Annotated in this window: 15 protein-coding genes; 1 reads left to right on the top strand and 14 read right to left on the bottom strand. The window is 63.7% G+C overall.

Features of this window, described 5'->3' with window-relative positions; all coding sequences use genetic code 11:
* Nucleotides 1-8: 8 nt before the first annotated feature.
* From glyA to EIH27_RS01580, 5 genes are all read right to left on the bottom strand, one after another.
* A complete protein-coding gene (gene glyA, locus EIH27_RS01600) occupies nucleotides 9-1430 on the bottom strand; it encodes a serine hydroxymethyltransferase (protein WP_420892132.1) in 1422 nt (473 codons plus the stop codon).
* A 231-nt stretch (nucleotides 1431-1661) separates the two neighbouring features.
* Nucleotides 1662-3104, bottom strand: coding sequence for an amino acid permease (locus EIH27_RS01595; protein ID WP_124039246.1), 1443 nt, complete (start codon nucleotides 3102-3104; stop codon nucleotides 1662-1664).
* A 107-nt stretch (nucleotides 3105-3211) separates the two neighbouring features.
* Complete coding sequence (locus EIH27_RS01590; RefSeq protein ID WP_124039245.1) at nucleotides 3212-4702, bottom strand: amino acid permease; 1491 nt, start codon at nucleotides 4700-4702, stop codon at nucleotides 3212-3214.
* Nucleotides 4703-5047: 345 nt separating this feature from the next.
* The gene (pgi, locus tag EIH27_RS01585; RefSeq protein WP_124039244.1) at nucleotides 5048-6697 is read right to left on the bottom strand and encodes a glucose-6-phosphate isomerase; all 1650 of its coding nucleotides are present in this window, start codon (nucleotides 6695-6697) and stop codon (nucleotides 5048-5050) included.
* Between the two features lie 84 nt (nucleotides 6698-6781).
* Complete coding sequence (locus EIH27_RS01580; protein WP_124039243.1) at nucleotides 6782-7051, bottom strand: hypothetical protein; 270 nt, start codon at nucleotides 7049-7051, stop codon at nucleotides 6782-6784.
* Between the two features lie 111 nt (nucleotides 7052-7162).
* Here EIH27_RS01580 and EIH27_RS01575 point away from each other — a divergent pair, with 111 nt between their 5' ends.
* Nucleotides 7163-8467: an FAD-dependent oxidoreductase gene (locus tag EIH27_RS01575; protein WP_124039242.1), complete on the top strand. Its 1305-nt coding sequence runs from the start codon at nucleotides 7163-7165 to the stop codon at nucleotides 8465-8467.
* Here EIH27_RS01575 and EIH27_RS01570 read toward each other — a convergent pair.
* From EIH27_RS01570 to guaA, 9 genes are all read right to left on the bottom strand, one after another.
* Nucleotides 8409-9659: an alpha/beta hydrolase gene (locus tag EIH27_RS01570; protein ID WP_124039241.1), complete on the bottom strand. Its 1251-nt coding sequence runs from the start codon at nucleotides 9657-9659 to the stop codon at nucleotides 8409-8411. The two genes, EIH27_RS01575 and EIH27_RS01570, sit on opposite strands and share 59 nt — an antisense overlap.
* 83 nt (nucleotides 9660-9742) lie before the next feature.
* Entirely contained in the window at nucleotides 9743-11098 is a 1356-nt protein-coding gene (locus EIH27_RS01565) for a cell division protein PerM (RefSeq protein WP_124039240.1), read from the bottom strand.
* Nucleotides 11095-12123 (bottom strand): pseudouridine synthase, encoded by a 1029-nt coding sequence (locus EIH27_RS01560; protein WP_124039239.1) that lies wholly within the window; start codon nucleotides 12121-12123, stop codon nucleotides 11095-11097. Before EIH27_RS01560 ends, EIH27_RS01565 begins: the two co-directional genes overlap by 4 nt.
* A complete protein-coding gene (locus tag EIH27_RS01555; RefSeq protein ID WP_124039238.1) occupies nucleotides 12124-14601 on the bottom strand; it encodes an ATP-dependent helicase in 2478 nt (825 codons plus the stop codon).
* A 151-nt stretch (nucleotides 14602-14752) separates the two neighbouring features.
* Entirely contained in the window at nucleotides 14753-15631 is an 879-nt protein-coding gene (pflA, locus tag EIH27_RS01550) for a pyruvate formate-lyase-activating protein (protein WP_241152930.1), read from the bottom strand.
* Nucleotides 15631-15879: an autonomous glycyl radical cofactor GrcA2 gene (gene grcA2 / locus EIH27_RS01545; RefSeq protein ID WP_124039237.1), complete on the bottom strand. Its 249-nt coding sequence runs from the start codon at nucleotides 15877-15879 to the stop codon at nucleotides 15631-15633. Before grcA2 ends, pflA begins: the two co-directional genes overlap by 1 nt.
* Before the next feature lie 86 nt (nucleotides 15880-15965).
* Entirely contained in the window at nucleotides 15966-18065 is a 2100-nt protein-coding gene (gene pflB / locus EIH27_RS01540; protein ID WP_124039236.1) for a formate C-acetyltransferase, read from the bottom strand.
* A gap of 225 nt (nucleotides 18066-18290) precedes the next feature.
* A complete protein-coding gene (locus tag EIH27_RS01535; RefSeq protein ID WP_164461571.1) occupies nucleotides 18291-20372 on the bottom strand; it encodes a bifunctional metallophosphatase/5'-nucleotidase in 2082 nt (693 codons plus the stop codon).
* A gap of 125 nt (nucleotides 20373-20497) precedes the next feature.
* The gene (gene guaA / locus EIH27_RS01530; RefSeq protein ID WP_124039234.1) at nucleotides 20498-22060 is read right to left on the bottom strand and encodes a glutamine-hydrolyzing GMP synthase; all 1563 of its coding nucleotides are present in this window, start codon (nucleotides 22058-22060) and stop codon (nucleotides 20498-20500) included.
* Nucleotides 22061-22268: the final 208 nt, after the last annotated feature.

Raw genomic sequence — 22268 nt, 5'->3', positions numbered from 1 at the left:
GCGCGCCACTAGTTCTCCTCCTTGGTACGAGCCGATCCCTCACTCGCCCCGGCTATCGCACCGGGGGCCGGCATCGGCGTCGTCACCGCGCTGAAATCCGCGGCACTCGAGCCGGCCGTCGTAACCTCTCGCGCGCCTGTCTGGTCCAATCCTTCATAGAGCGGGAAGGCCTCAGTGAGCGCGCGGACCCGCGCGGAGAGCGCATCCACATCCGCCTGCTGTCCGGCCACCAGCGCGGTGGCAATAATGTCCGCCACCTCCTCGAACTCCGCCTCGCCAAAACCGCGCGTGGCCAGCGCCGGGGTGCCGATACGCAACCCGGACGTCACCATGGCCGGCCGCGGATCCCACGGCACCGCATTGCGGTTGACCGTAATACCGATGGACGCCAGCAGGTTTTCCGCCTCGCGCCCGTTAAGGTCCGCGTGGCGCAGGTCCACCAGCACAAGGTGCACATCCGTGCCGCCGGTCACCAGCGTGATGCCGGCTTCCTTAACGTCCGGCTCCAGCAGACGCTGCGCGAGGATCTGTGCGCCCTCCAGCGTGCGCTGCTGACGCTCCCTGAAATCTTCACCGCTGGCCAGCCCCAACGCTACGGCCTTCGCGGCGATGACATGCTCGAGCGGACCGCCCTGGAGTCCCGGGAATACGGCGCGATTGAGCACTTTGGCGTACTTGTCCGCATCCCGCGACAGGATCATGCCCGAGCGCGGGCCGCCCAGCGTCTTGTGAATGGTGGTGGTCACCACGTCCGAGTACGACACCGGATTCGGGTGAAGTCCCGCGGCCACCAGCCCGGCGAAATGGGCCATGTCCGTCCAAAGAACCGCCCCCACCTCATCCGCAATCTGCCGAAATGCCGCAAAATCAAGGTGCCGCGGGTAGGCGGACCAGCCGGCAATAATCATTTTTGGATGGTATAGCCGGGCCATTTTTGCCACCTCATCCATATCGATGCGGTAGGTTTGCCGGTTCAATCCGTAGGCAACCGCGTTGAAGATGCGGCCCGAATAGTTGAGTTTCATGCCGTGGGTGAGGTGCCCGCCCTGATCCAGCGCAAGGCCCATCACGGTCTCCCCCGGCTTCATGAACGCGCCATAGATGGCCTCATTTGCCTGAGCGCCCGAGTGCGGCTGTACATTCGCGTACGTTGCCCCATACAGGGCCTTCGCACGTTCAATGGCCAGTCGCTCCACGCGATCCACCCATTCGCACCCACCGTAGTAGCGCCGGCCCGGGTAACCTTCGGCGTACTTGTTTGTGAGTACGGACCCCTGAGCCTGCATCACCGCCCGCGGTACAAAGTTTTCCGAGGCAATCATTTCCAGCCCATTACGTTGCCGGCCCAGTTCGCCTTCGAGTATGCGCGCAACCTCCGGATCTACCGCCGCTAACGGCGCGTTCATGTGATTATCCACGGGCGCCACCATACCTGTCGAGGGTGAGCACGCGGTAATCTTGTCTATCCTGCCGCCCGCTCGGGTGGCATCAAGGTATCTATGGTCCCGGCACCATGACGACGTCGCAGTGGTGACGACGCCGGTGTCGGCGGGCCGTCGAGGTGGTTACGAAATCACTGTCATCAGGCCATCGCTGCCGTCACGACTCCGTATTCACGCTCCGCGTGGGCGGGATACCGGCCGCCCTCAGGCCCGCGTTGTTTATACCTCAATATCCTGGGGTGCGGACAGGTCGGCCTCCTCAAGGCGTACGCGACGAGAGCCGGTCACCGCCCGGTGCCCCCACCAGAGGAGGAGGAAGAGAGCCGGGCTAAACAGGATAGCGACAACGTATCCGAGGCCCGCACCGGAGAGCGCGGCATCCACCGCCTGTCCAACCACCACGTAGGCGCACAGCGCCAGCGAGAGCACCGGCGCGACCGGATAGAGCGGCGCGCGGTATGGCAAAGCGCTAAGCGAATGGTGCTGGGCCCGCATGGCGCGGCGGAAGCGAATGTGACTCCAGGAGATGCTCATCCAGGAAAGGAATCCGGACATCGAGGAGGCGGTGACAAGCCAGAGATAGGCGGAACCGTTGCCCCACATGGAGAGCGCGAAGAGGGCCGCTGCCACCAGCACACACGCGAGTAGTGAACGCACCGGCACGCCCCGCTTGGAAACGACGGCGAGGCCGCGCGGTGCCGAACCTGTCGCGGCCAGGGCACGAAGCATGCGCACCGACACGTAGAGCACAGAGTTTCCGGACGACAGCACCGAGGCCAGAATAATGGCGTTCATGACCGCGGCTGCGGCCAGCACCCCCGCGTGATCGAGGACCAGCGTGAATGGTGATACGGCAACGTCGGTAACATCCGAATTCAGGAGATTGGGATCCGTATACGGTAGGACCGTACCAATTACGGCAATCGCGCCCACGTAAAACAGCAGAATGCGCCAGAAGATCGCGTGCGTGGCGCGCGGGATGGACCGGGTGGGATCCTCCATTTCCCCGGCGGCCACACCCATGGATTCCACGCCCTGGAATGCGAAACCGGCCACCATGAATACCGCGGCAACCCCGCCGGCACCGCCGACGAATGGTGCCTCCCCGACGTTCCAGTTCCGCCCGCCCGGCGAGTCACCGAGGATCCCCACGATCATGGCCACTCCGATAGTCAGGAATACGAGGACGGCCACCACTTTGATGAGAGCAAACCAGAACTCAGATTCGCCGTACCAGCCCACGGTGAGTGCGTTGAGCGCCACCAGCAGCAGGAGGAAGAGCCCAGCCCACAGCCAGGCGCTGGAGTCCGGGAACCAGTACTGCATCACAATGGCCGCCGCGGATAACTCCGCCGCCACGGTCACCACCTCGTTAAACCAGTAGTTCCATCCGGTGGCGAATCCAAAAGCCTCGGATGTAAACCTGCGCGCGTACTCCTGGAAGGAGCCGGATACGGGAATTGCCGCGGCCATCTCCGCTAGGGATTGCATCACCGCCAGCACCAGTACGCCCATGAGCGCGTAGGCGGCAAGGGAGCCACCGGGGCCCGCCTGGCTCACCGCCTCGCCGGAGGCGAGAAATAGTCCGGTGCCAATGGCGCCGCCGAGAGCCATCATTGATACATGGCGTGCCCGCAGGTTTCGTTTGAGGCCGCTACTCATGGCCCTCCTTCCAATGGTTCCTCGTGCCTCTACATGCGGCTGGGCGGGCAGCGATGGCCACCCACCCAGCTGGCAAAACGGGTGGGTACCCCACCCACCGGCTCGCTTTAATCCGGCAGCAGATCCACCGGGGCGGTGCCGTGAACGCGGGTCAAATCAGCATCCGTGGGGCCGATGACCGGGGACTTGGTGACGATCTTGTGGACGATCCAGAGAATGAGGAACAGCGGCAGTCCGATATAGCTGGCCACCAGGTCCATCGCGCCGCCTCCGCCGGTCACAATGAAGTAGCCCTGACCGATCACCACGAATATGCACATGGCCAGCGCGATCAGCGGTCCGGCCGGGTAGAACATGGCGCGGAATGGTAATTCGTCAAGAGTATGCCCCTGCGCTAGGAATGCCCGGCGGAACTTAAAGTGGCACCAGGCAATACCGATCCACGTGATAAATCCGGCCAGGCCGGAGGCGGACACCAGCCAGTAGTACGCCTGGCCGCTTCCCAGGTGAGAGAGGCCCAGGCATACGAGCGCCATGAGAACCGTGGCAATGAGCGCAGCCACCGGAATGCCGCGCCGATTAATCCGCGCGAGAAATGCGGGGGCATCCCCCTTCTCCGCGAGGGCCTGCAGCATACGGCTGGACACGTAAAGTCCGGAGTTACCGGCCGATAGCACGGAGGTGAGAATGACGGCGTTCATAACGCCGGCAGCCAGGGCCACGCCAGCGTGGTCAAAGACCAGTGTGAACGGGGAGACGGCCACATCCGTCACATCCGAGCGCAGCAGCTTCGGGTCCCGGTAGGAAATCAAGGTGCCAATAACCGCGATCGCCCCGATATAGAACAGCAGGATGCGCCAAAAAATAGTGCGGGTGGCACGCGGAATATTCTTCTCCGGTTCCTTTGTTTCCGCCGCCGTTACACCCAGAATTTCGGTGCCCTGGAAGGAGAATCCAGCCACCATAAATACGGCAAGAATACCGGGCACGCCGCTAACGAAGGGCGCCTCGCCCTCTCCCCAGTGTTGCCCTCCGGGCGCATGACCCATGATCCCCACGATCATGAGGATGCCCACCACGAGGAAAATGATGATGGTGGCTACCTTAATGAGCGCAAACCAGAATTCCGATTCGCCGTATCCCTTGACGGAGAGTACGTTGAGCCCAACCAGCAGCACGAGGAACAGCAGGGACCACACCCAGCCGGGCGTATTCGGTAACCAGTACGTCATTACCAGCGCCGCGGCCGCCAGCTCGGATGCCACGGTGACGGCGAAGTTGTACCAGTAGTTCCATCCCATGGCGAAGCCAAAGCTGTGGGACACGAAACGGCGCCCGTACTCCTGGAATGAGCCGGACGCCGGAATATACGCTGCCATCTCCCCCAGCGATTGCATGAGGAAGAACACCATAATGCCCATGAGCCCGTAGGCAACCAGTGCACCACCTGGTCCGGCCGTGGCGATGGTTTGCCCGGATGCGAGAAATAGGCCGGTGCCGATGGCCCCGCCGATGGCAATCATGGTGACGTGACGTGCATGCAAGCCACGCTTGAGCGCGCCACCTCCTCTTCGTTGAATGGCTGTTGCTTCAGACATGGCGCCTCCTTTCGTGGCTTGGACCGGCGAATACAGCCGGTGGCCCACACTTTAGGTCCCACCTCCGACACCGCGGTACGGGGTCCGGTAGGTGAGATATACCCTTCTCACGAACGACGCCGGCAGCTTCCGCTAGTTTTCGCGACTCCGCTTGGTTTCGGGCGGACGAAAGCGCACCCCGTGTATCTCTTTTCACACGTGCGAATAACCGGTTCGCGCCGCCATGTGCCCGAACGGCGCCAGGAGTCATCCCGGCGCCGTCAACCCGCCACACTGTCCTACAACACCGCGGCCACGCCTCCGTTACGTGACGCGACCGCTTCGACGTCGTGCAGCGCTGGGCCGCTACTGTCGATGCGAGCGGTAGTACTCCACCAGTTGCTTCGTGGAGGGATCCTGCGCGTCAATGGCGGCCTGATCACCAGAGACGGCCGGATTGAGGTCGAGGGCCATCTGCTTGCCGAGCTCCACTCCCCACTGGTCGAAGGAGTCGATGCCCCACACGGCGCCCTCGGTGAACACAATGTGCTCGTAGAGCGCGATCAGTTCCCCGAGCACCCGCGGGGTGAGAGCCGGCGCCATGATGGACGTGGTGGGCTTATTGCCGGGGAACACGCGGGCGGACACGATCGCTTCAGGCGTCCCCTCCGCGCGCACCTCCTCGGCCGTCTTGCCGAAGGCCAGCGCCTTGGTCTGGGCGAAGAAGTTGCCCAGGAACAGTTCGTGCTGATCCTGCCCGTTATCCTCCAGCGCAAACGTGGGATTGGCGAAAGCGATGAAGTCCGCGGGCACCGTGCGCGTGCCCTGGTGAATCAGCTGGTAGAAGGCGTGCTGGCCGTTGGTGCCCGGTTCGCCCCAGAACACCTCACCGGTTGAGGAGGTGACCGGCGTGCCATCCCAGCGCACCCGCTTACCGTTGGATTCCATGGTGAGCTGCTGCAAGTAGGCGGGGAAACGGTGCAGGTACTGCGAGTACGGCAGCACCGCGTGGGTACCGGCGTCGAAGAAATTCGAGTACCACACGTTAAGCAAGCCCATGAGCAGCGGCACGTTCTCCTCGGGCGCCGCGGTGGCGAAGTGCTCGTCAATGGCGTGGAAGCCGGCCAGGAACTCCGCGAAGTTCGCCGGACCGATGGTGAGGATGAGGCTGAGACCCACCGCCGAGTCCACGGAGTAGCGGCCGCCCACCCAGTCCCAGAAACCGAAAGCGTTGGCCGGATCGATGCCAAATTCGGCCACCTTCTCCAGGTTGGTGGACACGGCCACGAAGTGCTTGGCCACCGCGTCCGCCGTCTCGATGCCGCGCGCCGCCAGCTGGCCGAGTAGCCAGGACCGCGCCGCCCGCGCATTCGTGAGGGTTTCGAGCGTGGTGAACGTCTTGGAGGTGACGATGAATAGGACGGTTTCGGGGTCCACGTCCGCGAGGGTCTCCCCCAGGTCCGTGGGATCGATGTTAGAGATGAAGCGCCCCTCCAGGCCATCCTTGACGTAGGCCTTGAGCGCCTCGTAGGCCATGTTCGGTCCCAGGTCGGAGCCGCCGATGCCGATGTTGATCACGGTGCGAATCGGCTTGCCCGTCACGCCGGTCCATTCGCCGGAGCGCACCCTGCGCGCGAACGCGTACATCCGCTCGAGGGTTTCGTGAACTTCCGCGACAACGTCGACGCCGTCCACCTCGAGCTGGTCGGTTGCGGGGCGCCGTAGCGCGGTGTGTAGAACCGCACGGTCCTCAGTCACGTTGATGTGCTCACCACGGAACATCGCGTCCCGGCGTTCGCCCACGCCCACCTGTTCGGCGAGCCTCAGCAGCGCGGCGCGTACCTCGTCGGTAAGGTAATCCTTGGAGAGGTCGACAAATAGGTCCCCCGCCTGGAAGCTGAAGCGCTGCGCACGGGTGGGATCCTGGGCAAACCAGGAGCGGAAATCAACATTCAACCCATCGTGGAGCGTCTGGAGTTCGCGCCAGGCGGCGGTGTGGGTAGCATCAACGGGCATTTTTCCTCCTCAAGTAAAGCCGGCAGAGAAAGTCTAACCGCGTGCAGCACGTCACAGGAGGGAGGATTGGCGCACAAGCATGACCTACATGACGGGTGGAGCGGCCGCCCAGCGAGCAAAAAGTACCAGGGCTAGCGAGAGCGCGAGATAGCACGCTACGTCCACGAAACGGCGTCGGACGGGCGGTACCACATCCCACCCGGGGACAGCACGCAGCACGGCCCCAATCACCAGTAGTGCCGCCAGCGCGAAAACGGCCACTCGGGCGCCAGCGAAAACGCCCAGTGCCACAGCACCCGCCACCCATACGCCCGCACCAACGAGCCAGGCGCCGTAGCCCTCACGATTATCCATGCGTCCACCCTAACCGCCGAACGGTGTGGTGGACGAATGCCGGGCTACGTAGCGGCACTGTTTCTCGGCGCGTTTCCGCCTATGCTCATCACGATGGAATCGAGGTAACACGTGACAGTGGGGATTATTGGGACCGGCATCGCCGGATTGCGGGTGGCCGCCGAATTGCGCGAACGCGGTTTTACGGGCCGGATTGTGGCGTGGGACGGTGAGGGCACCACCCCGTATGATCGCCCGCCGCTCTCCAAGCATCTATTCGATGCTTACCACCAGCCTCTAGCCGAGCAGGGTCTGGGCGACCTAGCACAGCTCCACGTAACCGTGCACGCGGCCGTCGTGGCCGCGGTGACTCCGGCAGCGGATTTGGCAGCGCATCACCATGCGGCCCCGTCTCAACCGGACATCCGAGCCGCCGGCGGCTGGGATGTACACGTTGCTGAGCGGAAAACGCTCAGCGGGACGGATCGGGACGCCTTTGCCCCGATTTCCACCGCCGGGGCAGGCACCGAGCACGTGGACACCCTGGTGGTGGCCACCGGGAGCCGGCCGCGCCTCACGGTACCCGGCGCCGCGCCGCTCTATACGCTGGCCATGGCGGAGCACCTGCGCAGCCGGATTCATGCGGGCACCCGCGTGGACATCGTGGGTGCCGGGTGGATCGGAACGGAGCTGAGTGACTCGATCTCCCGCCGGGGTGCGCATGTCACCGTGTGGGAGCGCAGTCCTCACGTGCTGGGACGGGCATTCCACGGCGCGGTGGATGATCTGTGGCGAGGGTGGATGGACGAGCGGCACATCACGCTTCATCTGGGCACCGTATTTCCCGGAGCACCGGCGGATCACGTGGTGATTCAAGCGGTAGGCGCCGAGCCGGCGCTGGAGTTTATGCCAGCGGGCGTGGATCGTTCCCCGCATGGCGCACTTGCCGTGGATTGGTGTGGCCGCGTCCTTGCCGCCGGAAAACCGGTACCGGGCCTGTACGCTGCCGGTGATGCCGCGGCCGTGGCAGACAGCGGCGGGTGGCGGTCCGGTGGCCACTGGACCCAGGCCCTCGCCGATGCGCAGCGAGTGGGTGCGGATATCACGGGCACCGAGCCGCCCGCATTCGTCAATGCGCCGGAGGTGTTCTCCGATCAGTTTGGTCATTCACTCGGCTTCATCGGTGAGGCCCCGGAAGGCGTGGCGCCGGAGCGCGATGCTCCACAGGACGACGCCCTCGTGCTCCGGTGGCGGCGGAACGGACAGGTGACCGGGGTATTGACCGTCGACGCGCCGCACGCGCTCAGTAGGGCGCGGCGGGCGATGCGCCGGCCGCTGGCGGACCTGACCCAGACGCCCACGCCCCGGTCGGATCGCGCTACGCCGGCGCCACCAGTCCTAACAGAGCCGGGATATCCTCAAACCCCAGTACCGTGAGCGTCACGGTGTTAACCGCGCCGAGCACGGCGAGCACCACCACCACTACTCCCACCGCGGCCGCGAGCGCGCGCGTACCTCGCCGCCAGCGGACCCCGCGCCACGCGGAGGCGCCCAGCACAGCGGCCGCGAGTAGTACGGCCGCCGCACACATGAGCAGCGCTCCCTGTGAGTGTGACGGGTGACCGCCGTTTTTGCTTGGTCCCGCGTGGGTACTCCACCAGGTGAATGCGGCTGGCGCCTGCTTTGCCCACACACTCCAGTTGTGGGCACCCTGGCTATCCACGTGCGTGGTGACAGCAACGGCCGGATTATTAATATTTTCGGCGGCGGTGACCAGCGCGTATGCGTCTCGATCGTGGGCGGTAGCGGCGATGTAGAAACGCTGCGGCCAGGAGGATTCCCGCATGAGCTTGGTAATCGTGTATGCCTTGCGCAGCTCGGTGCTACGCGTGAGGGAGCCCGTTTCGGGCTGGTTATAGCCGGAGAACATAATGGCTGAACCAAACCTATCCGGACGGGCGAGTGCCAGCTCTCCCGCGCACCATCCGCCGTAGGAGGCGCCGCCGATCGCCCAATCCTCCCGGTTCGCCGAGGTGGAGAAATTGGCCCGCACCATTCCCACCACGTCGTCGGTAATCCAGGTGGATACGGCGGGCCGGCCGGCCACATCAAGGCAGTCCGGGGAGGCCGCATCCGGGAACTGGGAGGGAATAACCACGATGGTGCCCGGCGCGCTCCGCGGCACCACGTGATCGAAATCCATGGTGCGTGCCATCCGCGACGGATTCCCCGGGAAGCCGTGGAGCATCACAATCACCTTGTACATGCGCGACGGCGTGTAGTCCGCGGGCAGCCACACGCGCACCTGCTGCGTGATCCCGGACTCAGGCCCGGTAAAGGTGGTGAGAAGTACGTTGTGTTCTTTGGTGAAGTGCGTATGCCAGGCGGCGCCCTCGGGCTGCGGAATGGGTGCGGCGCTCCCCGTGTAGGCGGGCGCGGTTTTTTCGACGACGGCGCGCACGGGTCCGTTTTCGGTACCGGTGATAGTGGATACCACGGACTGCCAGGTAGGCATGTAGCCGAGCGAGCGGTTGACGGCAATGCCGCCCGCCGCCGCCACGAGCATGCCGGCTAGCAGTAGACACAGGACGGTACTGCAGGCGCGCACCAGTGGCCGACGCAACGACATGTTATGCGCACCGACACATGCAAGCGCGAGCGCTCCCGCCGCGCACAACCATGCGAGTAGCGGTGAGGTGGGCCCGAACACCGCTAGTCCTCCCCGCCCGCGGCGCTATCGGCTCGCTCCGCCGTATTATCGGTATCCGTTTTCGTGCCGTCTTCCACAACGTCGTCGGCTGCGGGCATTTCTGCCGTCCCGGCCTCGACAGTCCCCGCGGGCTCGGCATCCGTGTTTTCGCCATCCGCGTTCTCGGCATCCGGCGAAACACCGGAACCACCCGGAACCGCAAGCGCGGCGGAAGCGCTCGCTACGGCGTCATCAGGGGAAGGTGCCGTGGCGGGCTCACTGCGCACGCGCGCCCACCACCACTCCCACGCCTCAATACCGCCCACCACGGCGAGCATAGGGACGAATGTTTCTAGTAGCACCGCCCCGGCGAGCAGCGGGCCATAGGCACCCATCTGCATCATGCGGCCCGTACCTATGCCGCCGCGAGTTAGTGCGCCGGCCGCGGCCACCACGAGGGTTTCAATGATGAGTGCGCCACTGAGTCCCGGCCATGTGTCTGTGATGCGCACGCCACGCCGCGCCTCCCAGGCGCCCCACTGCAGGCCCGCCGCAACCAGCAGTACCACCAGCCAACCGGCATGCGTGGTCGGGCTGGGCAGGGCACCAAAGAACGGGATGGCGGGAAGCGGTGCGCCGGTGGAGCCGAGGGCGGAGAATGTGGCACCCTCACCCACCGCGAATCCCGCGCCGCTCATGTAGGCGAGCGCCCACACCAGGCCCGCCGGCAGGAAACACATCTGGAGCACGGTGAGAAACACGGTCCCCGCGCCGTCGGTGAGGTAGGCGCGGTAAATGCCCGTAATACGGCCCCACCCCGTCACACACGCAATCACCAGCACAACCGTGCCCATCACGGCCAGCGCCGCCAAGATAACGCGCGCTATTCGCCATCCCTCGGCTACATAGGCGGCAAAACGTGGCGGCACCACCCAGCTGCCGAGCGCGCAGGCACCGGCCACGACGGCAAGCACACCACCGCCCACGGCCGCGCCCAGCACCGAGGAACCGGGGAGGGACAATGCTCGAATAAGCAATGCGGTGAGACCGCCCGCCCCGGCAGCCACCGCCCAATCCCACCGGTCTTTAATCCCTACCCGGCGCACAAACCGCACGGTGGCCCACAGCACCGCCGCGCTGAGCAGAAGCGGGATGAGTGACACCTCGACGTTTTCGCCGCGAATGGGCGCACCCACGCCCAATAGCCACGCCGAGCCGCCCACGCGAGCCGCATCCTGCCATGTGGCCGTTCCCAACTGGGTGGAGGAGGCGGTGAGCGTATAGGAGAGCAGGGTGAGCACAACCACCACCAACCAGCTGAGTAGGAACGGCTGCACCACGGCCAGTGCTACCGCCCACCGATGCCGCGACCTGTTCATACCGCTCCCCTCCCAGCTTCCCAATCCAGTCTCATTCGGCTCTCGATGCGAATCCGCCGGCCGTCACCCGGCTGCGCGAACCCCATACTGCGTGCCACCAATTGCAGGGGACATTCTCCCGCAATATCACGGCCCGGTGGAGGATCTTTGCTGCCCGCGTCTGCCGCTGCTCCGCCCATCACGCCTGTCTCTGCTCCGCCAGTCACGTCCGAGCGCCCACCGTACAGCGGATCACCCACAATTGGCAGGCCCATGTACGCCATGGCCAGGCGAATCTGGTGTGTTCGGCCCGTTTCCGGTACCACCTCGAAGCGCCCGGTGTGCCCGCGTACCTCCACCAGGCGGATGCGCGTGCGAGAATTCGCCACCCCCGGCTCCACGGTGGCCCGCAGGGACCCAGCGCGCTTAGTCATTTTCAGGTCTAGGACGACGCCGCCCGCGAGCGCCTCCCACCCGTGTTCCGGAAGTCGCGCCAGCGCCTCATAGCACTTGTCCACGCGCCGCTCCTGAAAGAGGCGCTGGAGTGCCCCACGCATGGCCGGCCGCGTCACCAGAAGCAGTGCGCCCGCCGTGAGAACATCCAACCGGTGGGCGGCCTGGATCTCGTCATTGTGGAACTGTCGCCGCGCCGCCACCGTGACGGAGCGGGCCACGTGATTTCCGCGTGGAATCGTGGCCAGGCCGTGCGGCTTATCGATGGCCATCCATCCGTCCCCGCGTGCCAGTACGTCAAGCATGATCGGCTCGGCCGGCTCGTCCGGCACCGGCCGGAAAATATATACGCGTTGTCCCGGTACCACACGCGTCTCTCCACTCAGGGGAACACCGTTCTCGTCCACGACGTCGCCGCGCGCGAGCCCGCCCGCAACGGCAGCGGCGTCGAACCGGGCCCGCAGTGCCTCCGCGAGTGCAATGGTCCGCGGTACCACCGCCGCCCCGGGTGCGAATCCCAGTTCCTCTCTCCAGTCACTCACCGTGAATGGGCTGGCGTTAATGCCGCGCCGCTTGGGTCCGCTCCGCCGCACCTACTCCACCTTGGTGAGCGGGGCGAACCGCAGCATGAGCCGTTTAGTTTGGCCGTTCGCGAAGGCCACCTTCGCCACGGCCGATTTGCCCGCGCCCTCGAAGTTCACCACGCGGCCCACCCCGAAACTCTTGTGACGCACGGTATCCCCCACCTTGATGCCCGCTTCCTCGGTGGAGGCGGAGGCAGGCGGATCGGTCGGCTGGCTCACCCCGAGCTTGCCGCCGTGGAACTGCTTGCCCGAACCGAGCACGGGGGCGCCGTCGAACGCATCATCCTCGAAGCTTCCGCCACCGTGTCCATACCCGTGCCCCTTATCAAAACGGCGCGAATAGGAAGAACCCCGATATCCTCCGGCCCGCAGTTGGTCCTGGCTGGAGAATTCACGCCGCCACACAATCACCTCCGGCGGAATTTCTGTGAGGAATCGGGAGGCCGGTAACTCCTGCGGTGCGCCCCAGGAGGATCGCGTTGCAGCGCGGGTGACGTAGAGCCGCTCGCGAGCTCGGGTGAGCGCCACGTAGGCAAGGCGGCGTTCCTCGGCCAGTTCACGCTGATCGCCAAGGGAGCGCATGTGCGGGAAGGTGCCGTCCTCCAGGCCGGTGACGAACACCACCGGGAACTCCAGCCCCTTGGCCGTGTGAACCGTCATGAGGGTGGTTTCGCCTTCTCCCGCGGCGCCGTCCGGCAGCTTGTCGGAATCTGATACCAGGGAGATGCGGTCCAGCCAGGTGGCCACGGTACCCTCCGGTTCCTCCACCCTGTAGTCCGTGGCCACGGAGTGCAGCTCGGCCAGGTTTTCCACCCGCGATTCATCCTGCGGATCCTTCGAATCCTGCAGTTCGGCCAGGTAGCCCGATTCGTCAAGGATCTTATCCAACACGTCCGCCGGCGCCGCGCCCGCCTCCGCCTCAGCGCGGGAGGCCGCAATAATGTCAGACAGGGCCGCCATGGACGCGCGTGCCCGCTTGGTGAGTCCGGGTACCTCGCCGCGCTCCCCCGGATGAGCCACATCGGCCAGTGCCTCCCCGAAGGACACATTCCAGCGCGTTGCGTGAAGTGCCAGCGCCTCCTCACTCTTCGCGCCGATTCCGCGGCGCGGCACGTTGAGAATGCGACGAAGCGACACCGTGTCATCCGGGTTAATGATCGCGTGCAGGTAGGCCAGCGCATCCTTAATCTCACGGCGCTCATAGAAACGCGTGCCGCCGATCACCCGATACGGGATACCCGCGCGCACGAACATCTCCTCCAGCGCGCGGGACTGTGCATTAGTCCGGTAGAACACGGCGAAGTCCCCGTACTGGTAGCCGTGTTCATCGCGCAGCCGGTCAATTTCCGTGGTGACAAAACTGGCTTCATCGGCTTCCGAATCCGCCACGTAGCCCACCAGTTTCTCCCCCGTCCCACGATCCGTCCACAGGTTCTTGGCACGGCGATGCTGATTGTGGGCAATAACGGCGTTTGCGGCCGTGAGGATGGACTGGGTGGAGCGGTAGTTCTGCTCCAGGAGGATCGAGGTGGAATCCTTAAAATCCTCCTCAAAGTCCTCAATGTTGCGGATGGTGGCACCGCGAAAAGCATAGATGGACTGGTCCGCGTCACCGACCACGGTGAGGTCCGAGCGATCCGGCCCCTCCCCCGTGAGCGTCTTGATGAGCACGTACTGGGCGTGGTTCGTGTCCTGGTACTCGTCCACCAGAATGTGGCGGAAACGCGTTCGGTAGCGCGCGGCGATATCCGGGTGATCCTGAAGTAGTTGCACGGTGCGCATGATGAGATCATCAAAGTCCATCGCGTTGGCCTGCTGTAGCCGCCGCTGGTAACCCTCGTAGGCCTGGGCCAGCGCCCTGCCCGCCGGGTCCGTCGCCCGCTCTGCCTGCTGGTCCGGGGTGACCAGGTCATTCTTGAGGTCCGAAACCTGGCGCGAGAGCGTCTTCGCCGGGAAGGCACGCACGTCAATACCATCCTCCCGGCACACCATGCTCATGAGGCGCTGCGAGTCCTGCGCATCATAGATGGTAAAGGTGGAGCGAATCCCAAGCGCCCCGTGTTCTGCCCGCAGAATCCGCAGACATGCCGAGTGGAAGGTGGAGATCCACATGGCGCGCGAGAGGCCGCCGAGCATCCCGCCCAGTCGGTCCCGCATCTCCTTAGCGGCCTTATTGGTGAACGTGATGGCCAGAATTTCTGCCGGCCGCGCCCGTCCGGTCGCGATGAGGTAGGCGATTCGTGAGGTGAGAACGCGGGTTTTTCCAGACCCGGCTCCGGCCACCACCAGTAGTGGGCCACCATCATGGACGACGGCGTCACGCTGCTGCGGGTTCAATCCGTCCAGTATCCGTGCGGCTGCCTCCGGGTTAGTACCGGGGCGTGCAACCGGCCGCGGCGAAGGTAGTGTGGCCTGAGCTTTAGCCGCATTTTCACGGACTCGCTGGCGAAGGCGCTCCAGCGTTTCTTTCATCGCATCGCTTGTCATAGCCCGTCCACCCTATCGCGTGCGTCCGTATCGTCTCACCGGCCGCGTGCGGTGAAGGCCACCAATCAACCACAGCGCGGGCCCAGACCGGCTAAAACATTGAGGGCCCCGCCGAAGCGAGGCCCTCTCCCAGCCGAATCGCCCGTCTAGCCTAGAAGCTAGGCGTGGGCAAATCGTAGCTACGGAAAATATCACGGGCTTGCTCCACCGCCTCGTTCGACGGTGGCTTCACATCCCGGAGCTTGTATTCCAGCCCTAGCGAATCCCACTTATCCCGCGCCATCTGGTGGAACGGGAGCACTTCCATACGGGTGACATTGCTGCGCCAGCGCGTAACAATCTTCGCCACGTTATGAATGTTCTCCGAATCATCCGTGAGACCGGGAACCAGCACGAAGCGGATCCACACCTCAACACCGGCCTCGCATAGCCTGTCCCCAAAATCGATGGTGGGCTGAAGCGCGCGGCCCGTTACTTCGCGGTACTTTTCCTCCGAACCGGACTTGACGTCCAGGAGCACCATGTCCGTGTTCGCGAGCATTTCCTCATCGAGGTTTTTACCCAGGAAACCGGAGGTGTCGAGAGCGGTATGAATACCCATGGCCTTCGCCCCGCGCAGAATCCGTGCCAGGAACTTCGGTTGCATCAGGCACTCGCCACCGCTGAGCGTAATCCCGCCGCCCGTGGTCTTAAACAGCCGCCGGTAGCGCTTCATACGGTGAAGAAGCGAATCCGCGAGCACCGGCTCGCCGTTGCGCATCAGGAACGTGTCGGGGTTATGGCAGTACTGGCACCGCAGCGGGCACCCGTTGAAGAACACGGTCATACGCGTTCCCGGGCCATCCACGGCCGTGACCAATTCCCAAGAGTGCACCGAGCCAAGTTCACCCGTGCGCATCTTGGCCAGCCGCTCCCGACGTGTCACATCATCCAGTACGTCAAGGCCGGCGGTGCCTTCACCGCTCACGCGGCCCGCCGGCGCCTCAAAATCTTGGACGCCGGCGGGTGCGAGTTGAATACTGCTAGTCACTACGCAGAGTGGTGGAACGTACGGGAAAGAACGTCAAGCTGCTGCTCGCGGGTCAGCTTGACGAAGTTCACGGCGTAGCCGGACACGCGAACCGTGAGGTTCGGGTACTTTTCCGGGTTCTCCATGGCGTCCTCAAGCATGGAGCGATCCAGCACGTTGATGTTGGCGTGGTAGAGGCCCTTGACCCCACCGTGGTCCTCACGCTCGGCCTTGGTCTCTGCCAGGCGCTGATCGAATGTCTTTGCCATTTTCTGTCCTAACTTCTCGGTGAACAACTAAATTCTAGCGGCTTGAGACGGCCGGTCACCCCAATTTGTTGCGACCGGCCGGAGCATTAGTCCTCTTCCGGAATGAAGCCGGAATCCAGGATACCCACCAGGTTGGCGACCTGCTCATCCTTGTTGCGGCCCAGGCCGGACGGGGTAATCGTGTTGGTCAGCGAGATGCCGTCCAGCGCGTCCTTGTAATCCAGCTTGCCCACGGAAAGCATGGAGGCAACCATTCCGTGCGTATCCATGCCGTTCTCCGGGTTAGCGCCCGGCGCAAACGGAGTGTGAGCCTTGTGGCCGCACGGGAACGCGCCCGTAGCCTTGCCGTACACCACGTTGGAGGTGATGGTGAGCACGGACTGCGTCGGGATTGCATCGCGGTACATCGGCAGCTGACGGATCTTGTCCATGATGGTGTGCACCACGGTGGCTGCGATGTCGTCAGCACGATCGTCGTCGTTACCGTAGATCGGGAACTCACCCTCGGTGCGGTAGTCCACGATCAGCCCGGACTCATCACGGATCGGATACACCTTGGCGTACTTAATCGCGGAGAGCGAATCAGCCACGATGGACAGGCCGGCGATGCCGCAGCCCATGGTGCGCACGATATCCGAATCGTGGAGCGCCATTTCAACGGCCTCGTAGGCATACTTGTCGTGGCAGTAGTGGATGATGTTGAGCGCCTCAACGTAGGTGCCCGCCACCCAATCGAGCATGTGCTCGTACTTGTCCCACACTTCGTCGAAGTCGAGCGGACCATCGCCCTCGATCGGCGTGTACTCGCCGGGCTCGGTGACCTGCTGGCCGGTGATCTCGTCACGGCCACCGTTGATGGCGTAAAGGAGGCCCTTGGCCGCATTCACGCGAGCGCCGAAGAACTGCATCTGCTTGCCCACGCGCATCGGGGACACGCAGCACGCGATCGCCGCGTCGTCGCCCCACTGGCCACGAATCTGCTCATCGGACTCATACTGGATGGCCGAGGTTTCAATGGAGATCGCCGCGCAGAACTTCTTGTAGCCCTCGGGCAGGTTCTCATTCCAGAAAATGGTGATGTTCGGTTCCGGAGCCGGACCGAGGTTACGCAGCGTCTGGAGGAGACGGAAGGAGGTCTTGGTGACCATCGGGCGGCCGTCATCACCGAAACCGGCGTCGGACCAGGTGGCCCAGTACGGATCGCCAGAGAAGATCTGATCGTAATCAATGGTGCGGAGGAAGCGCACGATGCGCAGCTTCATCACAATGTTGTCGATCATTTCCTGCGCCTCAGCCTCAGTGATAAGGCCGGCGGCGAGGTCACGCTCGAAGTAGATGTCGAAGAAGGCGGACAGGCGGCCAATGGACATGGCGGCGCCATCCTGGCTCTTCACAGAGGCAAGGTAGCCGAAGTAGGTCCACTGGACAGCTTCCTTAGCCGTCTTGGCGGGCTTAGAAATATCGAAGCCATAAAGCTCACCGAGCTTCTTGAGCTTCTTGAGAGCCTTGATCTGCTCCGAGTGCTCTTCGCGGTAACGGGCCCAGTGCTCAGAGAACGGCTGGCCAACCACGGAATCGCGAGCGATCTTCTTCTCTTCAATGAGGTAATCCACACCGTAGAGGGCTACGCGGCGGTAGTCACCGATGATGCGGCCACGGCCGTAGGCATCCGGCAGGCCCGTAATGATGTGGGAGTGACGCGCGGCGCGAATGCGGGGCGTGTAGATGTCAAACACGGCGTCGTTGTGCGTCTTGCGGTAGCGGGTGAAGATCTTCTTGATCTCCGGATCCGGCTCCTTGCCCGCTTCCTTGATGGCCTGCTCCACCATGCGCCAGCCGCCGTTCGGCATCATGGCGCGCTTGAGCGGAGTGTCCGTCTGGAGGCCAACAATGACGTCATCATCATCGGAAATGTATCCGGCCGGGAAGGCGTCAATGTCCGACGGGGTCTTGGTGTCCACATCGTAGACGCGGCGCTTGCGCTCTACCGAGAGGTAGTTATCCTCCAGGTAGTCCCACAGCCGCTTGGTCTTGTCAGTAGGCCCCGAGAGGAAGGACTCGTCGCCAAGGTAAGGGGTGTAGTTCTTCTGGATGAAATCACGGACATCAATTTCATCCTGCCAATTTCCGGGGGCGAATCCAGCCCACGCCTCGTCGACTGTCGTCTGGGTGTCAGTGCGCTCCATTGCTTCCTTCTTACTGAGCTTCTATGAACACCTTCATGGTCTCGAAAAACCACTCGGTTCGGGTGGGCAAGAGGTCCCAGCATCAGACCAAACTGTTGTGCGACATCCCACCAGGTTAGAGCTAGCGCTTCCAGTACGGGACGGGTAGGAAACATTTCTTCGAATAGCCGCGTATTATGCATGCTTTAGCCCGTTAGCGCATGCGCCCGTTTCACGCCCAGCTAGCTAGCCAGCTAGCCAGCTACGACGGCGCGCCCGGGCGATACCCACGCCCACCCCGAGCAGTAGCGCGGCAACACTCACCAACCCCACCGTATTGGAACCGGTCCAGGCAAGCCGCCCGGCTGACGGCCCCGGCGTGTTTCCCGCCGCACTGGCAACGCGAGTGGCGGAGGCACTCGGCGTCGTGATGTCGAGGACACTCTCCCCCGTCGGCGTGGAACTAGACGGCTGCGTCGGGGCGGCTGTGGAGCTAGGGGACGCATCGGAGGTAGTGAGTTTCCAGTTCGTCACAGCAAACTTGCTTGGATCAATCGTGCCGCGCTTCTCTGCCCACTGGATAAGGAGATCACGAATGGCCTGCTGCTGGTCAAATACGATTGGCGCATCCGTGACGTGTGGATAGCCAACACCACCGGACTGGCGGTAGTTGTTGATGGCCAGCACAAAGGCGTCGTCGTCCTTAACGGGCGTGCCATTCACAGTCAGGTTCTGGATGCGCTCCCCCACGGGCTTGGAAATATTCACCTCATAGTTGACGCCGGTAAGCAGATCGAGGCCGTAATCCGGCATGCCATTCTGGTAGTAGTCCGTGGGCGCGTTCGTCACGTCCTCACCACTAAACGCAGAATTCGCCGGCACCTGCTTGTAGTACTGCGCGGCGTACTCGAGGTAGTCCTTTACCTGCGCACCCGTCAGCTTGACGCCCAGCAGCGTGTTATCGAAGGTATAGAGCCCGGCCATATTGGCGATGGTGACGTTACCCTGCGGAAACACGGCGGAACGGGAAAACGGCGACGTCTGGGCGAGTACCGGCAGCCCCTCGTACTGCGTGCCCTTGAGACCGTTTGTCACGGCCTCGGTTTCCACGGTGCCCACGAAGTCCAGGATCGCCGTGTCCTCCCAGGGCGACGTGGCACCAGACATGGTTTCGGTGGCCTGTGCCACCACGGTGTCAACCCAGGTGAGCGTCTCATTGTGCCAGGGCTGGATAGCCTTGAGCACGCCCGGATCCTCAGCACCCACATAATCGGAGGCATACACGGGAGTGGCCGCCGGCGCGCAATCCTGTGTATTCACCACGTCAATGCCGTCCGCCGTCTGAGCGAGCGGGATCCGCACGTCGGAGAGGAAACGTCCGTGGTAACCCGGCTGCGTGACGAGCACATGCTCGCCGTCCTTGTTCGTGAATACATTGCTGGCGTCACGGGTGGAGTGCGAGTGACCGGCAATCACGAGGTCTACGCCACTGGTTTGCTGGGCGATGGAGGTGGCTAGGTCCGTCTGAAAATCAGAGCCGTCCGTCCAGGTGTACCCGTTCGGGTCCAGTCCCGTGTGCGCGGCAACGATGACCACATCCGCACCGGCCGCCCGCACCTCGGGAACATACTTTTGCACGGCGAGTACCGGATTCTCGAATGCGAGACTCTTTACCTTATCCGCGTCCCAGATGGAGATGCCCGGCGTCACGACGCCGATCACGCCCACCTTGACGTCCTTGCCGCCCACCTGTTTGTGAAGAATGGTGTAGGGCGTGAGGTAGGGCTTACCGCTTGCCCTCTCAATGACATTGCTGCCCAGCAGCGGCATATCCAGGTTTCCCCGGTACTGCGCGAGGTCATCAAGGCCGTAGTTAAATTCGTGGTTACCCACGTTCGCGGCATCATAACCCATGCGGTTAAGTACCGCGGCGCCCGGGTCCACCGTGCCCGCCGCGCGATGAGCGTGGTAGTAGGACTCCAGTGGGTTGCCCTGATTGTTGTCACCATTATCAAGAAGGACGACGCCGTCCGCCCCGCGCTCGCTCCGGGCGGTGGCCACGTAGCCCGAGAGAAGTTCCAGACCGCGCGCCTTGTTTTGCTCTCCGGCGCCGCCAAAGGCCTGCCCGGAGTAGTAGTCATAGTTTGTATAGGTGCCGTGGTTGTCCGTGGTTGCGAGGACGGTGAGGTCCCCGAGCGGCGCGCACGACGCCGTAGGCGCGGTGGTCGCAGACGCATCCTCGGCGGGCGCGGTGGTCGCGAGCGCGGACGCCGGCGCCAGTACCAGAGCCGAGAGAAGGGTAAAAGCCAGCCCGGATTTGATTCGCATGGTGTCTCCTTGCGTGGATAGTGACCCCAGCATGCCCCGCGCAGGTAAATGAATGGTGACTACGCGCGAGTACAAAAAACGGCGCGGGAAAACCCGCGCCGCCCCTTGTACTTACTGCCTGAGATTTACTCCCATTCGATGGTGGCCGGCGGCTTGCTGGTCACGTCCAGTACCACGCGGTTCACGCCCGGCACCGAATTGGTGATGCGGGTAGAAATCCGTGCGAGCACGTCGTAGGGCACCCGCACCCAATCCGCGGTCATCGCATCCTCGGAGCTAATAGGCCGCAGCACGATCGGGTGACCGTACGTGCGGTGATCCCCCTGCACGCCCACCGAGCGGACGCCGGCCAGGAGCACCACGGGTGCCTGCCAGATCTGGTCATCGAGGCCCGCCGCGGTGAACTCCTCGCGAGCAATCGCATCGGCTGCACGCAGCGTTGCCAGATCCTCCCGGGTCACCTCACCCACAATGCGGATAGCCAGGCCCGGCCCGGGGAATGGCTGACGACGAATAATGGATTCCGGTACACCAAGTTCGCGGCCAACGGCCCGCACCTCATCTTTGAACAGGTCCCGGAGCGGCTCCACCAGCTGGAACTGCATGTCATCGGGAAGCCCGCCCACGTTGTGGTGACTCTTGATGGTGGAGGTGCCGTCCCCGCCGCCGGATTCCACCACGTCCGGGTACAGCGTGCCCTGCACCAGGAACTTCACGTCCCCGCCCGCCACGCTCACCATGTCGCGAGCGGCCTTTTCAAAGGCGCGGATGAAGTCGCGGCCGATGATCTTGCGCTTAGTTTCGGGATCCGTCACGCCGGCAAGATCCCCGAGGAAGCGGCCCGATTCGTCAATGGTGTATACCTTGATACCCATTGTTTCTGCGTATTCCTTCTCCACCGATTCGCGCTCGCCCTCGCGGAGCAGACCGTGATCAATAAAGAAGCAGGTGAGCTGATCGCCAATGGCCCGGTGCACAAGTGCGGCGGCCACGGAGGAATCCACTCCGCCGGAGAGTGCGCAGATAACCTTTGCATCCCCCACCTGGGCGCGGATCTTGGCAACCTGATCGTCAATAATGGACCCGGGATTCCACTCCGGCTTGATCCCGGCGCCGCGGTAGAGGAAGTTCTCAATAACCTTTTGCCCGTAGTCCGAGTGCTTTACCTCCGGGTGCCACTGCACGCCGTAGAGATGACGGGCGTCATCCTCAAAGGCAGCCACGGGGGTTTCCTTCGTGGAGGCGGTGACCGTGAAACCTGCGGGCGCGTCCTGAACGGCGTCGCCGTGACTCATCCACACGCGGTGGTCCGCCGGAATACCATCCAGCAGCACGGAGGACGAATCGTCGCGTGCCGCCGTGGAGCCGTATTCTGAGGTGCCCGTGCGGCCCACCGTGCCGCCCAGACCCTGCGCCATGAGCTGGAAGCCGTAGCAAATACCCAGCACGGGCACACCGGCGTCGAACACGGCGGGATCGATGGACGGGGCGCCGTCGGAGTATACAGACGCCGGGCCACCGGAAAGGATGATGGCGGAGGGATTCTTGGCGCGCATGTCCGCAACGCTCATGGAATGCGGCACCACCTCCGAGTACACGTTGGCCTCGCGCACGCGCCGCGCAATGAGCTGGGCGTACTGGGCACCGAAATCGACCACCAGAACGGGATTGGATTGCTCGTTACTCACGCTTGTACCTTACCGGGGTCCGGCCACGGCGTGCGAATTGCGGTCGATACCACCGCCACGCCGCCGGGCGCTCCGGACACCGGCGGCGTCGTGAAAACTCTCACTACCCGGCGACGCCGTATGCTCCGCCCACTGCTTTCGGTGATAGAGGCTGAGGTGTGCCAGAATACGAAGAGGCAAATCTCTTGATTTACGCCAGTTGAAAGGA

It is taken from the genome of Neoactinobaculum massilliense (assembly GCF_900604955.1).
In the GTDB taxonomy this organism is placed as follows: Bacteria; Actinomycetota; Actinomycetes; order Actinomycetales; family Actinomycetaceae; genus Neoactinobaculum; species Neoactinobaculum massilliense.
Note: the sequence above shows the minus strand (reverse complement) of the source record. Positions and strands in the feature narration are given on the sequence as shown.